We start from the raw sequence: 15,073 nt of genomic DNA on the forward strand, positions 1-15,073 counted from the left end.
CCAATGTAGGAGCGGGTTTACCCGCGAATACGGTGGTGGCAGCAACGGTGATTGGCCAGGGGAAACTGGTCGGCAAGTCCGGCCCTTTCGCGGGTGAACCCGCTCCCACAGATACTGCGCATGCCCTTGCCTCACGTCATACCTGTGGGAGCGGCTTCAGCCGCGAATACCGGCGAAGCCGGTGCCATCCAACCCCATCTGCCAGAAATCAGCCTCCAGGCTGGAGGCCTGGCCAAAAATGCCCACCAGTTCGGTGAAGCGCTGCTCGGTCATGCTGCGCGCCGCCAGTTCATCCAGGTGTTTGCGCGCCGCTGCCGCCACGCCCTGATAGCCTTCGCTGGCATACTCGCCAATCCACTCGCGGTACGGGTGGTTGCTCAAGTCGCCAATCTGTTCGGCCAGGGTCCGGCCGATCTCTGCATAACCAATCACGCAGGGTGCCAACGCCACCTGCAGCTCCAGCAGGTCGCCGGCGGCGCCGCAGTCCAGCACGTAGCGGGTATAAGCCACGGTCGCCTGATGCTCCGGTGCCGCCTCGATATCGGCCTGGCTTAGCCCCCAGCGCGCGCACAGGCGCAAGTGCAGCTCGGTTTCATCGAGGATCGCCGACAGCGTGGCCTGCGCGGCGCGGATGTCGGCCGGGCGGCGGCTCTTGTAGGCGGCCAGCGCCCAGGCCCGTGCGAACTGGATAAGGAACAGGTAGTCCTGCACCAGGTAGGTCCGGAACGCGTCCTCCCTCAGTGTGCCCTCGCCCATCTGCCGCACGAAGTCATGGTCTACATAGCTGTTCCACTGCGCAGAGGCCGCAGCTTTGAGGCGCGCGAAGATATCCATGCTCATTGCCCCTCCGGGTAGACAGCATCGAAGAAGGCCAGCTCCAGCGCCACGGTGCGCTGGTAAAAGTCAGCCGCCAGTGCGGCCTCCTGCGGCCCGACGCGGTCCAGCTCGGCTTGCAGGAAGGCGACGAAGGCCTGGAAGGCCGGGTTGTCGTGCAGGGTGATCCACTCGGCGTGTACGAAGTTTTCTGGCATCGGCTTTGGCGCCTTCAGCGCCCAATCCAGGTACAGCCCTTCGGCCACATTGAGTACCGCCAGTGCTGCTGCATAGGAACGGGTCGCGGCCGCTTCGCGCATGATGGCCTTGAAGCCTGCGGTGGGCGCGGTATCGGCGGGCTCGGTGCGTTGCGCCGGGCTTACATCCAGGGCCTCGAAGGCACGCAGGAAATAGGTGTTTTCGTCGCTGGAAATCATCCCGGCAAAACGGCCAAAGCGCAGTCGCGCCTCGAAGGTGTCGGCCGTGGCGATGGCCGCGCCGAGCAAGGTCAGGAAGCTGTCGAGGAAGCGGTGGTCCTGCACCAGGTAGTCGACCATGATCGGGTCCGGCAGGCTGCCGTCGCACAATTGGGTCACGAAACGGTGGCCAACGGCCGCCGACCAGGTCGGCTCGCTCTGCTGGCGCAGGGACTGGCTGAAACGTTCGGTCATATTGCTGTCCTTGATAAGGGTGACAGCGAGTCCTTGGCAAATGGCATGAACGGGCCTCGCAGTGAGGCCGGCAAAAAGGCAGGTAACCAGTCCCATCCCTTCGCCGGCATGATCCGGATCAGGTTCGAAGGGTCACCGCGCTATTGCATCCAGCGGTTTCTCAGCCCGTTGCCAGGCTCCCCTTGGTGGCCTCAGGTATACCCCAGGGCGAACCGGCTGTCACTACCCAAACACCCAAACCGTGGGCATTGGGTGCCCCGCTACTGGGGACTTATCCCCATCTTTGACGCGCGATTATTTAGCGCACCCCAGGCGCCGCAAGGTTTTGTATGACAAAGCATTACTGAAATATTTGTTGGCACAGCCGTTGCTCCGGGCCTTTTACCGGGCAAAACGCCATTGATGGCCGAAAGCCATTTAGCCGCGAGCGAGGCATAAGGCAATGAAAACACCTGCCGTGATTCACCCTGCGAGGCACACCTTCCAGTTGTCAGCCGTTACTGTGCTGATGCTCAGCCTTGGGCTGATCACGGCCAACGGTTCGCCCCTTGACGACAATAGCCAGCCGCCCCCGACCGATCCCTCCGCCTACACCGACCAACCGGCCGACCCGACCCAGGCCTTGCTCAACCTCAACACGCTGAAGGAGGCCAACGAAGGTGCTCTGGAACTTACCGATGGGGCTTTTGGTGATCGTGGCACCGTACGTATCGAAAACGTACTGCCACCGGCGTTGCAAACCTCCGACAAGTACCCCACAAATGGCAAGCCCAGCCCGTTGTTCGGCGCCCAGCCATTTACCCAGCAGTTGCTGTTGTTCGAAGAATTCGGGCCGGAGAAACTCGACCCTACCGTACCTGCACCCGAACTGACCTTCCCGGTGCCAACCCTGGGTGCGGCACCTGCGCAAGACCCTAACGTGGTTGCCCGCAGCGGCCCGAGTGGCACTGCCCTGGAGGCCTTCCTCAAACAACCTGGGTTGTACCCGTTCCCGACCCAGTTCGCCAACGTACTTGACCGCAACCCTTGGAAGGCGCAGATCGAGATGTTCCTCAACCGGCAACCCGTGGGTTCGCCGGCAGAAGGCCGGCCACCAGGAAAGGGCTGGTCGCACCAGCGCTGGAACGAGTTCTACCCGCAGGCAGCATTCAAGACGGCCCAGGCTGGCGCGCGAATCAACCTTGGCCTGCGTGACCGCAAGCAGCTGCACAACTATGCAGTCGGCGAGTTTGCCCCGGGCGGCCTGTATTACCAGACCTCGGATATTCCGACCACGCTGGGCACCACCAAGGGCATCGACACCCGCTTCCACCCGAACATGCCGCTGCAGAACCACAAGTCACTGTGGACCTTCGACGGCACCTTCCCGGTCAAGCTGCTGATGGTGCGCTATGGTCAGCCGATCCTGATGCGCCATTACAACGCCCTGCCGATCGACCCGTCGGCCAACGGCGGTTTTGGCCTGCACACCATCTCCACCCACGAACACAACGGCCACTCGCCAGCCGAGAGCGACGGTTTTGCCAACGCCTACTTCTTCCCCGGCCAGTACTACGACTACCGCTGGCCAGTACAATTGGCCGGCTACGACACCATCAACACCCGCGCCCAGGACCCGCGTGCGGCCTTCCCTTGCTCACCGGGCGAAACCCTGTTCGTCAACGACGGTACGCCGGGCTTGAAGACCTGCCAGAACGGCAGCATCAAGATTCGCGGCGACTGGCGTGAAACCATGAGCACCCACTGGTTCCACGACCACATGATGGATTTCACGGCGCAGAACGTCTACAAGGGCAATGCCGTGATGATGAACTACTACAGCGCCCTGGACCGCGGCAACGAGGCGCTGCAGGACGGCGTCAACCTGCGCTTCCCCAGCGGCTCTGGCATGCCATGGGGCAACCGGGACTACGACGTCAACCTGGTGATCGCCGACAAGGCCTGGGATGCCAACGGCCAGTTGTGGTTCAACCCGTTCAACACCGACGGCTTCCTCGGTGACCAGATCCTGGTCAACTGGCAGTACCAGCCCAAGCTCAAGGTACGGGCGCGCAGCTACCGTTTCCGCATTCTCAATGGCTCGGTGTCGCGCTACTTCAAGTTTGCCGTGGTGCGTGAAATTGCCGGCACCGGCGGTGAGTTCAAGGGCCCGTCCGGTTCCAACGTGTCGTATGCGCGGGTGCCGTTCCACATGATCGCCAACGACGGCAACATCATGGAACATGCCGTACCGTTCGACGGCACCCTGGACCTCAATGGCGACGGCAACCTGCAGGACAACAACGGCATCCTGCCGCTGCAAGGCATTGCCGAGCGCTACGACATCATCATCAACTTCGCCAAGAACGGCATCAAGGTTGGCGACAAGCTGTACTTCGTCAACCTGATGGAGCACGACACCGGTAAAGGGCCGAAAGAGGCTATTTCGCTGGCAGACGTGTTGTCGGAAAAATACAAGGCCGTGATCAAGCAGACCAGCAAGGGCCCGCAGTGGGATAAAGGCGACCCGGTAGTCGGCAAGTTCCTGCAGTTGATCGTGCAGCCCTACACCGGCCAGGACGTGAGCATGGACCCGGTCGCTTACGAGCCTGCCAAACCAGGCAAGGCCGAAGGCCTGAAGATGATTCCGCTGCCGATTGACCGCAACTCGGCCACCGACCTGGCCAAGATCAAGGATGCCCGCCACCGCGAGTTCATCTTTGGCCGCTCGGACGGTACCGACACGACTCCGTGGACCATCAAGACCGACGGCGGCTTTGGCTACAGCATGGACCCACGGCGCATCAGCGCGGCGCCGCAACTGGCGAACCAGTCCACCGACGGCGGCTTTAGCGGCGACGGCACCATGGAAGTGTGGAAGATCAAGAACGGCGGCAACGGCTGGAGCCACCCGGTGCATGTGCACTTCGAGGAAGGCGTGATTCTCAGCCGCGACGGCAAGGCGCCGCCAGAGTGGGAAAAATGGGCGCGCAAGGACGTGTATCGCATCGGGCCGGACGCCGACTCGTCAGAAGAAGTGGAAATGGCCATCCGCTTCCGTGAATTCGCCGGTACTTACATGGAGCATTGCCACAACACCCAGCACGAGGACTCGTCGATGCTGCTGCGCTGGGACATTGAACACCCGGGCCAGTTCCAGGTGATGCCAACCCCACTGCCGGGTTGGGATGGCGTGGAGTACATGGCGTCGGTGGGTCTGCCGACCTTCCGCACCAAAGGCCACAACGATGACGATGACCCGGCCAACAAGCCACCGGTCGCGGCCAATGACAGTGCGGCAACCACCGCTGGCAAGGCGATCACCCTGAACGTGCTGGCCAACGACAACGACCCGGATGGCAACGTACCGCTCACCGTCACTGGCCTGAACCAGCCGGACTCCGGCAAGGGCGTGGTCAGTACCGACGGCACCACGGTCACCTACACCCCGCCGGCCACGGTCGACACGCCGTTTACCGCCAGTTTCACCTACACGGCGCGTGATGCCAAAGGCGCCGAGTCGGTGAACCCGGCCACGGTCAGCATCGTGGTAAACCCGGCAGCACCGGTCGACCAGATCCAGGTCACCAGTGCCGTGGTGCAGGTGCGCAGTGGCAACCGTTATACCTGGGACCTGTCCGGTACCACCTCGGTGGCCACCGGCAACAGCATCAGCGTGACTGCGGCAACCACCAGCGGCCCGCTGAGCCTGGGCAATGCCACGCTGACCGCCGCCACCAGCGGTGCCCGCTGGCGGGTGTCGGTGACTACCACCGGTAGCGGCCCGGCCACACCGGCGACGGTGACGGTGAAATCGACACTGGGGCAGAGCGTGACCGTGCCGATCAGCATCAAGTAACTGGAAAGCGGGGGCCGCTCTGCGGCCCTTCGCGGGTGAACCCGCTCCTACGGGGTTTTGTGTAGGAGCGGGTTCACCCGCGAACACCGGCAAAGCCGGTGCCATGCACCGCGTGGCCATAATCAACGAGGCCCCCATCATGCCCGGCTCATGGCGTTTTCTGCTAGTCATCGCACTGTTCGCAGCCAGCGTCCCGTTCTGGCCGCTACAACCGCAACCCCAACCGGTAGCCGCAGAAGCCGCCACCCCCTGGGGTGCCAATTACTTCCCGAACATCCCCCTGCTCACCCAGGACGGCGAGAAAGTGCACTTCTTCAACGACCTGATCAAGGACAAGGTGGTCGCCATCAACTTCATCTTCACCGGCTGCTCCGACTCCTGCCCGGTGGAAACTGCCCGCCTGCGCCAGGTGCAGAAAATCCTCGGCGACCGGGTCGGCAAGGACATCTTCCTCTACTCCATCAGCATCGACCCCTACAACGACACCCCCGCCACCCTCAAGCGCTACGCTGAAAAGTTCGCCATCGGCCCCGGCTGGACGCTGCTGACCGGCGAGCCCGACGACATCGAGCAACTGCGCCGTAGCCTGGGGCTGTGGATCGACGGCCTGGAAAACGGCCGCTCCAAGGACCACAACCTGAGCCTGATCATCGGCAACCAGGCCACTGGCCGGTGGATGAAGGCCTCGCCATTCGAAAGCCCCTACATCCTCGCCGACCGGCTGGGCAACAGCCTGCACAACTGGAAGCAGGCCAGCGCCATGAACAATGACTATGCCCAGGCCCCCGAGGTGCGCTCGCCCAGCAGTGGCGAGCAGATCTTCCGGACCCGCTGTTCGTCCTGCCACACCTTGGGCAACACCGAACCGGGCCAGCCAGGCATCGGCCCGGACTTGCTGGGGGTCACCCGCCAGCGTGACGCCAACTGGCTGACCCGCTGGCTGAAGGAGCCCGACCAGATGCTGGCCGAGAAAGACCCGTTGGCCATGCTGCTGTATGAGCAGTACAACCGCCTGGCCATGCCCAACATGCGCTTGGGCGACGCTGAAGTCAGCGCGTTGATGAGCTACATCGAGGAAGAAACCACGCGCTTGCAAACGCCGGTGGCAGATAGGGGGAAGCCTTAAAGGCACATCGCCACTAGTCATCAGCCTGTCATCTGACTGTCGTATTTTTTCAGCATCACCCAGGGTCGGGAACTATCAGCAGTGATTCGCCGTTCGCTTTCCTCCGCCAGCCTTCTGCGGCTGCTGATCCTGATGCTGTGTGCTGCCACCCTGGCCTTTCTCTGGGGGCTGCACGTGACCCAGAAAGCCGCCGCCCGGCAGGACGCACTGTCGGCCAAGGCCACCGAACACCTGAACCTGGCCAGCATCGTCGGCGAAAGCCTGCGCCAACTGGTCGACCGCGCCCAGGCGGTCGGCCGGGTGACCCAGGACGACATGAAAGTGCTGCGCCAGGGCAACTTCAGCCTGGCGCGCATCCTGGCCGAAGACCCGGTGTTCAAACGCATGAGCCTGTATGACCGGCAAGGCCGGCTGCTGTCGGCCAGCCATGCCGACGAGGCCCCGGCGTTGCCTGGCGACTGGCTGCGCCAGCTGCAGCAGCACGTTGGCCACTACGGATTCAAAGCCTTCCTGCCCAGCATCCAGCCCCCCGAACAACCCGCCGCGGTGCCCACCTGGCGCCTGCCGTTCCTGCTGCCGCTGACCGACCCGACCGGCCGGGAGATCGACAACATCCTGGTGGTACAGCTGGACATCGGCTACCTGGCAGTGTTGTTCCAGCATATCGACCTGGGCAGCAGCGGCTTGGTACGCCTGCTGCAGGATGATGGCCTGGAGCGGCTGCGCATCGACACCAGCGGCGTGGTGGTGGCCGGCGATACGTTGCAGCCCGAACTGCCAAGGCGTGGCAGCGAAGCCGGCCTGCTCACCCAGTATGCCGCTGGCGAGGCCTACCAGAGCCTGTACCGGCGGGTGCCCGAGCGCGGTTTCAGCGTGGTGGTCAGCCAGCGCCAGGACGAGATCCTCGCCCCCTCGACACTGGCCTTTTCCCGGCAGTTCTGGCTGAACCTGAGCATGACCCTGATGATCCTCGCCAGCCTGATGTGGACCTTGCGCCTGTTGCGCAAGCGCCAGGAAGCCTTCAACGCCCTGGAGCAAGCCCAGCAGGTCAACCAGCAACTGATCGGCCGCCTGGAGGACGAACACCGGCGCAGCAGCCACGCTGCCGCCACCGACCACCTCAGCGGCCTGCACAACCGCCGCCAGTTCGTCGAAGTCGCCGACCAGGCATTGACCCGGCAACGGGGCAAGCGCCGGTTGATGGCGATCCTGTTCATCGACATGGACCGCTTCAAGTCGATCAACGACTCGCTCGGGCACAAGATCGGCGACCTGCTGCTGCAAGCCGTGGCGGGTCGCATACAACGCTTGCTGGAGCCCGGTGACGAAGCTTCGCGCTTTGGCGGCGACGAGTTCGTGGTGTTGCTGGCCGGCGAGCGCAGTGAAGAACAGATCAATGCCTGGGTTCGCGAACTGGTGCAAAAGCTGTCGGCCACCTACGCCCTCGACGGCCAGGAGGTCAATACCAGCCCCAGCGTTGGCGTGAGCATCTGCCCGCGCGACGGCCAGGATATCGACAGCCTGATCCGCACTGCCGACGCCGCGATGTATTCGGCCAAGCAGGCCGGGCGTGCGCAGTATCGCTTTTTCGACCCCTCGCTGAACCTGGCCGACATCCAGGCCTTTACCCTGGAGCAGGCGTTTGGCAGCGCCTTGGCCGAGCGCCAGTTCGTGCTGCACTACCAGCCGCAGATTCGCCTGGATACCCAGCAGGTGCTGGGCTACGAAGCGCTGGTGCGCTGGGACCACCCCGAGTTCGGCCTGCTCTACCCGGACCGTTTCATCGACCTCGCCGAGCGCAGCGGCTTTATTGTCGACCTGGGCTGGGAGGTGCTGCGCCTGGCCTGTGAGGCCTTGTCCAGTTGGGATGCCCAGGGCCGTGAAACGCGGCTGGCGGTGAATGTATCGGCCCTGCAGCTGCGTCAACCCGACTTTGCCAAGCGGTTGCTGGGCAAATTGCAGCACCATGGCATTGCGCCCTCGCGGCTGGAACTGGAAATCACCGAAACCACCATTCTCGACCCCGAAAGCACAGCGGTGACCCACCTGCATACGTTGCGTGGCGCAGGCCTGGGCATCAGCCTGGACGACTTCGGCCGCGGCTACGCCGGCTTCGCCCATTTGCACGCGTTGCCATTGAGCAAGCTGAAGATCGACCGCTCGCTGATTGCGCCGCTGTCCAACAGCCCTGACGACAGCCCGATCGTGACGTCCACCATCATTCTGGCCAAGCGCCTGGGGCTGGAAGTGGTTGCCGAAGGTGTGGAAACCCGTGAACAGGTGGTGTGCCTGAAGCTGGCCGGTTGCGATATCGCCCAGGGTTACCACTTCAGCCGGCCACTGTCGCCGGCGCAACTGCTCGACTACCCGCCCTTCAACGGCAGCGAGGAAAAGGCATGCGTGTACTGAGCGCACTGGCGTGGCTGCTGGCGGCCGGTTTGTCGGCCAAGGTCGCCGCTGCCGATTGCAGGCCCCACAGCCTGCGCCTGGCGGTGATACCGATCAAAAGCGCCGAGGCCATGGCCCGTGAGCACCAGCCGCTGCTGCAGCGTTTGAGCACGGCGGCCGGAGTGCCGGTGGAACTGGTGATCGCTGCCTCCTACGAAAGCGTGGTCGATGCCATCGTGTCGGGCGGTGCGGACATTGCCCGGCTTGGCCCTGCGTCGTACGTGCTGGCCCATCGTCGCGACCCGCATATCGAGCCGTTTGCCACCTTTACCTTGAGCGCCGGCCCTTACACGCCAGCGGGCAACCACTATCAGGCACTGTTGCTGACCCGCGGCGACGCGGTGAACAGCATCGAGGCCCTGCGCGGCAAGCGCGTGGCCCTGACCGACCCGGCAAGCACCTCGGGCAGCCTGGTGCCCAGCGTAGAATTTGCCGCCCACGTGGGTATGCCGCTGACGCAGTTCTTTGGCGCACTGGTGTATGCCGGTAACCACGACAAGGCCCTGGAAGCCTTGCTGGAGGGCCGGGTCGATGCGGCATTTGTCGCCAGCGAGCGCACCGATGCCTACCTGGCCCAGCATGCCATCGCCGCCACACAGCTCAAGGCGCAGTGGCGCTCACAACCGATCTACTATGACCCGTATGTGTTCAGTGCCAGCCTGTGCCCGGCGCTGAAAACGCGTATCCGCAAGGCCATGCTCGAAGACCCGCAGGCGCTGGCGGCGTTCGTTGCCTCACAGGATGCCAGCGGGCTGGTGCCGGTCAGCCAGGCCGAGTATGCCCCGCTGCAGCAGATGATGGATGCAGCCGTACCGCGCTGATCCAGCATGCGCGGTCCCTGTAGGAGCGGCCTTGCGTCGCGATGGGCCGCAACGCGGCCCCAGCTATTTGTGCCGAGGCGCAGATCGTGGGGGCGCTTCGCACCCCGATCGCGACGCAAGGCCGCTCCTACAGGGGCCGCGCTGGCATGCATTGCCTGCTGATACGCGCTATCGTGTACCCATTCCCCACCAACACCACCCGCACCATGACCGACATCGAACGCTACCTGCGCGCCGCCACCCGCGACAACACCCGGCGCAGCTACCAGGCCGCCATCGAACACTTCGAAAGCCACTGGGGCGGCTTCCTGCCGGCCACTGCCGAGAGCATCGCCCGCTACCTGGCCGACCACGCCGACCAGCACGCGGTCAGTACCCTGCGCCAACGCCTGGCCGCGCTCAGCCAATGGCACGTGGCACAGGGTTTCCCCGACCCGACCAAGGCGCCCTTGGTGCGCCAGGTGCTACGGGGCATTCGCACCCTGCACCCGACGCCGCCGAAGCAGGCCGCGCCACTGTTGCTGCAGCACCTGCAAACCGCCGTAGCCTGTTTTGAAGAAGAGGCCCGGGTGGCCCGCGAACAGCACAACCTGGCTGACCTGCGCCGGGCCCGGCGCGACAGTGCGTTGCTGCTACTGGGTTTCTGGCGTGGTTTTCGCGGTGATGAGCTGGCGCGCTTGCGCGTCGAGCACATCCAGGCCGAGGCCGGTGTCGGTATTACCCTGTTTCTGCCGCGCAGCAAGGGTGACCGCGAAGCACTGGGTGTGCAGCACCGCACCCCTGCCCTCAAGGCCTTGTGCCCGGTCACGGCCTACCTGCAATGGCTGGAGGTTGCCGGCATTGCCCACGGGCCGGTGTTCCGCAAGCTCGACCGCTGGGGCAACCTTGGCGACAGCGCGCTCAACAGCAACAGCCTGGTCGGCCTGCTGCGGCGCATGCTGGAACGTGCCGGGGTACCCGCGGCGCTGTATACCGGCCACTCGTTACGGCGCGGTTTTGCCACCTGGGCTACCGCCAACGGTTGGGAATTGAAATCGCTGATGAGCTACGTGGGCTGGAAAGACGCCAAGTCGGCGCTGCGCTATATCGACGCGGCGCAGCGCTTTGGCGAGCTGGCCGCGTTGCCGGCCAGCCAGGTGCAAGCGCTTATTCCCTGAAGCTGTGCCGGGCGACGCCGCCGGTTTCCGGGCGGATGGCGTACAGGTCGCCTGCATCGGGGTAATGGTGCAGGTCCTCGGCGCTCATGTCAAAGCGCGCCGTACTGATGTACAAGGTGTTCAGCCCCGGCCCGCCAAAACAGCAACTGGTAGGGCACGGTACCGGCATCAATACCTGGTCGGTCAAGTGGCCATGGCGGTCGTAGCGCAGCAGGCAACTGCCATGGTACTGGCACACCCACAACCCGCCTTCGCGGTCCAGTGCCAGGCCATCCGGCCGCCCCAGTTCGGCCGGGGTTTCGGCAAACAGGGTAACGTCGCCCAGGCGCCCTTCGGCAAGGTACGCCGCACGGTAGATCGCGCGTGCCGCCGAATCGACGAAGTACACCGTCTGCCCGTCCGCAGACCAGGCAATGCCGGTAGGCAAGGCGATGTCGTCGTGGATCACCTGGTCATTCAATTGCCGGTCATAACGGAACAGCGCCCCGGTGTTGCCACTGAGGGCATCGTCCATCAAACCGGTAACGAAGCGGCCTTGCGGGTCGCAGCCGCCGTCGTTGAAGCGGTAGGACGGGCGCGGATGAACCGACGCCGAATGCTGGCGTACCTTGCGCGTTGGCACATCGAAGATCGCCACGCTGGCGTCCTCGGTAAAGACCAGGTTGCCGCGGTCGGTCAGTGCCAGGGCACCAATACGTGCGGCAGACTCGTAAAGGGTCTGGACTTCGCCATCGGGCATCAGGTAATTGATTCGCCCACCGGAAATATCGATAAAGTACAGCGCACTGCTGCGCTCATCCCAGACCAGGCTTTCGCCAAGGTCGGCGCGGGTGTTGGCGACCTTGACCGGTACGTAGTTGCATTCCTTGATGCGGTTCCAGCGTTCGGCCACCTGCGCCAGGTCGCCGGCCTGCACGCGGCCAAGGTCGCGGGGGTAGCTGACGCCGCTGTTCTCATTGAAGCGGGTAGCGGTGAACTGGCCATTGCTGGCGCGCAGGATGTAGCCGGTGTCATGGCACAGCGCGCTGGCCAGGTACAAAACACCCGGTGTCACCCATTCGGGTTTCAGCTCTTCGGGCGGCTGGGTAATGCCCCACATGCGGGTTTTGGCGACCGGTGAAATGGCATTGACCAGAATGCCGTATTCCTGGCCCTCCATGCTCAAGGCATTCATGATGCCGACCTGGGCCATCTTGCCGGCGGCATAGGCCACCAGCCCAGGTTGCGCATAGCGCTGGTACATGGCGCGGTCCGAGGTGGTCAGCACCACGCGTGGTGCCGCGGAGCGCTTGAGGTGTGGCCAGGCATGCTTGGCCAGCCACACGGGGGCCTGCACATTGATACCGAGGGCGCGCTGCAGAAAGGCGTCTTCCTGGGCCTCGATACGCTGGTAATCGACCCAGCCGGCGTTGTGGATAAGGATATCCAGTGCACCGAAATGCGCGATGGCCAACTCGATCAGTTGCTTGCAGGCACCCTCGTCTTCCAGCCGGCCGGTGTGACCGACCACTGCAAAACCCTTGGCGCGCATGGCCGCCAGTGCATGTTCCAGTGCCGAAGCGTCCTGCCCCTGCCCTGAACGGTCGGTGCCCAGGTCGCTGATGACCACCCGCGCACCGCGTTCGGCCAATGCCATGGCATAGGCCAGGCCCAGGCCCTGTGCGGCACCGGTGATGACCGCAACTTTGTTGTGGAAAGGGTCTGTAACGGGCATTTCTGGCTACCTTCAATTCTCCTTTTTACGATATCAACAAAAAAATCAATGACTTAATATTAAAAGCATGCAACTTTGATATCTCATGGATATCACCGCCGGGCACCGTGCTCAAGGGAAGCTGGATGATCGAGACACGTTTGCTCAGGCAGTTCATCGCCGTGGCTGAAGAATTGCACTTTCACAAGGCTGCCGAGCGCCTGCACATGGCCCAACCACCGCTGAGCCAGGCGATCAACCGGCTTGAGGAAAAGCTCGGGTTCAGCCTGCTGCTGCGCAACAAGCGCGGGGTGCGCCTGACCGCCGCTGGCGCGGCCTTTCTCGACACGGCATATCGCACGCTGGCCGAGCTGGAACAGGGTATCGAGTACGCCCGCCATGTGTCTGCCGGCGTCAGCGGCAAGCTCACCATCACCGCGATCTCTATCGCCTATTACGACTCGCTGCTGAACAGCTTGCGGCGCTTTCGCGAGGCCTACCCGAATGTGCAGTTGACCATCCGCGAAATGCCGTCGGCCTCCCAGGCCAAGGCGTTGCTGGCCGGTGAGGCAGACATTGGCTTCATGCGCCGGTTGCCACTGCCTGCCGGTACCCTGGAAGCACGCCTGCTGCTCGACGAGCAGATCGTCATGGCCTTGCCCGCCAACCACCCGAAAGCGCAGTCAGGCGCGGTGGACCTGCACGCGTTTGCCGATGAAGATTTCGTGTTTACCCCGCAAGCGTTGGGCGGTGGTTACCACGCGCAGCTGATTGCGCTGTGCGAAGCGGCGGGGTTCTACCCCAAGGTGGTGCAGGAGGCAGCGCAGATTCATACCCTGCTTGGCCTGGTGGCCTGTGGTTTTGGCGTGGCCCTGGTACCTGAATCGTTTGCCCGCTCCACGCCCCCCGAGCGCGTGAAGTTTTGCCCGATCCAGCCCATCGATGAGCAACCGGCGGCGGGGCTTGGGTTGTACATGAAGTGGAGCGCCCAGAATACCTCGCCGGCGCTGGCCAACTTCATTGCCATGTTCGATTCAGCCCGACAAGGTTGCCTGGAACATCACATAACTCATTGATTTAGCGGGGACCTGTGGGAGCGGGTTCACCCGCGAATGCGGCGGTAAAACCAGCATCGCATTCGCGGGTCAACCCGCTCCCACAGGGTTCAGCACATGCCTCTGGATTTTGATCAGAACTTTTTCGCACAGCGCCACAAGCGGCCAATGTCGCAGGCCCGCGCCTGCAGCAGTTCGGCGGCATTGGCACACGCCTGCTCCAGGCTCATCGGGCCACTGGCCAGGGCAAAGGCTGCATCGACACCCTGGGCATACAACTGCTGGTAACCCTCACCCAAGGTTCCGGCCAGCACTACCACCGGTACGCCATGGCGCTTGGCAACCCGGGCCACGCCCATTGGCGTCTTGCCGCGCAGTGTCTGCGCATCGAAGCGGCCCTCACCGGTCACCACCAGATCCGCGCCTTGCACCAGGGCGTCGAGCCCGGCCAGTTCGGCCACCACTTCTACCCCCGGGCGGAACTGCGCGCCCATGAACGCCCGGGCGGCGAAGCCCATGCCACCGGCAGCACCACAACCCGGGTAGTCACGTACATCCTCACCCAGCAGTTGCGCGCAGTGGTCGGCGAAGTGCCCCAGCGCCTGGTCCAGTGCCAGCACCTGCTGCGGGTTGGCGCCTTTCTGCGGGCCGAAGATCGCTGAAGCACCGTTGGCCCCGCACAGCGGGTTGTCGACGTCTGCAGCAACTTCGAATTGCACCTCGGCCAGGCGGGGGTCGAGGTTGCTGGCGTCGATGCGGGCCAGCCTGGCCAGGGCCAGGCCGCCCTCTTCCAGCGCATGCCCTTCGGCATCCAGCAGGCGCAGGCCCAGGGCGCGCAACATGCCGCTGCCGGCGTCGTTGGTGGCGCTGCCGCCAATGGCCAGCACCACGCGCTGCGCACCGGCCGCCAAGGCGGCGGCAACCAGCTCACCGGTACCCCAGGTGCTGCTGCGGCAGGCATCACGCTGGCCGGTTGGCACCAGTTGCAGGCCGCTGGCCTGGGCCATTTCGATGATTGCCGTGCGGCTTTGCGGCAACCAGCCCCAACCAGCCTCGACACTTTGCCCCAGCGGCCCACGCACGGTCTGGCGACGCAACTCGCCCTGGCTGGCCGCCAGGATCGCGTCCATGGTGCCTTCGCCGCCGTCGGCCATCGGGCACTCGAGCAGCTGCGCGCCCGGCCACGCCTCGCCCAGGCCCGCAGCGATGGCGCGGGCGACACCGGCAGCGTCGAGGCTGTCCTTGAACGAGTCGGGGGCAATGACGATCTTCATGGGGGATTCTCCTGTCCTGATGGCCGCATGCTGACAGGTGGCTGCCAAGGTGGCCTCGGTCAAATGCACAAAACGCCGGGTGGGTTGTTTGGGCAGATGCCTTCGCGGGTGGGTCGGATCATTTGAAGGAGCGGGGGGGGGGGGGGGGGGGGGGGGGGGGGGGGGGGGGGGGGGGGG

10 protein-coding genes, 1 pseudogene and 1 riboswitch are annotated in these 15,073 nt (G+C 64.2%); of the genes and pseudogenes, 6 read left to right on the top strand and 5 right to left on the bottom strand.

All coding sequences use genetic code 11. The features are described from left to right. Nucleotides 1–156: 156 nt before the first annotated feature. Both tenA and IAE39_RS26200 read right to left on the bottom strand, forming a co-directional pair. Nucleotides 157–840: a thiaminase II gene (gene tenA / locus IAE39_RS26195; protein ID WP_201207397.1), complete on the bottom strand. Its 684-nt coding sequence runs from the start codon at nucleotides 838–840 to the stop codon at nucleotides 157–159. Next, nucleotides 837–1,484 carry a TenA family protein gene (locus IAE39_RS26200; protein WP_201207398.1) on the bottom strand — a complete coding sequence of 216 codons (648 nt, stop codon included), beginning with the start codon at nucleotides 1,482–1,484 and terminating at the stop codon, nucleotides 837–839. The genes tenA and IAE39_RS26200 overlap by 4 nt, the downstream gene beginning before the upstream one ends. Nucleotides 1,485–1,562: 78 nt before the next feature. Continuing rightward, nucleotides 1,563–1,677: riboswitch (TPP riboswitch) on the bottom strand. Nucleotides 1,678–1,926: 249 nt separating this feature from the next. On the opposite strand from IAE39_RS26200, the gene IAE39_RS26205 reads away from it, so the two are divergent. The 5 genes from IAE39_RS26205 (at nucleotide 1,927) to IAE39_RS26225 (ending at nucleotide 10,874) form a co-directional block, all read left to right on the top strand. Further along, nucleotides 1,927–5,322: an Ig-like domain-containing protein gene (locus IAE39_RS26205; RefSeq protein ID WP_201207399.1), complete on the top strand. Its 3,396-nt coding sequence runs from the start codon at nucleotides 1,927–1,929 to the stop codon at nucleotides 5,320–5,322. A gap of 139 nt (nucleotides 5,323–5,461) precedes the next feature. Then, on the top strand, nucleotides 5,462–6,448 hold the full coding sequence (locus IAE39_RS26210; protein ID WP_201207400.1) for an SCO family protein: 987 nt from the start codon (nucleotides 5,462–5,464) through the stop codon (nucleotides 6,446–6,448). 81 nt (nucleotides 6,449–6,529) lie between these two features. After that, the gene (locus IAE39_RS26215) at nucleotides 6,530–8,857 is read left to right on the top strand and encodes a putative bifunctional diguanylate cyclase/phosphodiesterase (protein ID WP_201207401.1); all 2,328 of its coding nucleotides are present in this window, start codon (nucleotides 6,530–6,532) and stop codon (nucleotides 8,855–8,857) included. Then, nucleotides 8,845–9,717, top strand: a complete 873-nt coding sequence (locus tag IAE39_RS26220; protein ID WP_201207402.1) for a phosphate/phosphite/phosphonate ABC transporter substrate-binding protein — start codon at nucleotides 8,845–8,847, stop codon at nucleotides 9,715–9,717. The genes IAE39_RS26215 and IAE39_RS26220 overlap by 13 nt, the downstream gene beginning before the upstream one ends. Before the next feature lie 146 nt (nucleotides 9,718–9,863). After that, nucleotides 9,864–10,874 carry a site-specific integrase gene (locus tag IAE39_RS26225; RefSeq protein ID WP_201207403.1) on the top strand — a complete coding sequence of 337 codons (1,011 nt, stop codon included), beginning with the start codon at nucleotides 9,864–9,866 and terminating at the stop codon, nucleotides 10,872–10,874. Here IAE39_RS26225 and IAE39_RS29800 read toward each other — a convergent pair. After that, nucleotides 10,864–11,973 carry an SMP-30/gluconolactonase/LRE family protein gene (locus IAE39_RS29800; RefSeq protein WP_236548827.1) on the bottom strand — a complete coding sequence of 370 codons (1,110 nt, stop codon included), beginning with the start codon at nucleotides 11,971–11,973 and terminating at the stop codon, nucleotides 10,864–10,866. The two genes, IAE39_RS26225 and IAE39_RS29800, sit on opposite strands and share 11 nt — an antisense overlap. A 54-nt stretch (nucleotides 11,974–12,027) precedes the next feature. Further along, nucleotides 12,028–12,588: pseudogene (locus tag IAE39_RS29805) on the bottom strand (SDR family NAD(P)-dependent oxidoreductase); the annotation flags it as partial. Nucleotides 12,589–12,713: 125 nt separating this feature from the next. Between IAE39_RS29805 and IAE39_RS26235 the strand changes: the two are divergent. Beyond that, complete coding sequence (locus IAE39_RS26235) at nucleotides 12,714–13,643, top strand: LysR substrate-binding domain-containing protein (protein WP_201207405.1); 930 nt, start codon at nucleotides 12,714–12,716, stop codon at nucleotides 13,641–13,643. Nucleotides 13,644–13,756: 113 nt separating this feature from the next. On the opposite strand, the gene IAE39_RS26240 is transcribed toward IAE39_RS26235, so the two are convergent. After that, on the bottom strand, nucleotides 13,757–14,896 hold the full coding sequence (locus IAE39_RS26240; protein WP_201207406.1) for a glycerate kinase: 1,140 nt from the start codon (nucleotides 14,894–14,896) through the stop codon (nucleotides 13,757–13,759). Between the last annotated feature and the right edge of the window lie 177 nt (nucleotides 14,897–15,073).

It is taken from the genome of Pseudomonas sp. S37 (assembly GCF_016658545.1).
Lineage (GTDB): Bacteria > Pseudomonadota > Gammaproteobacteria > Pseudomonadales > Pseudomonadaceae > Aquipseudomonas.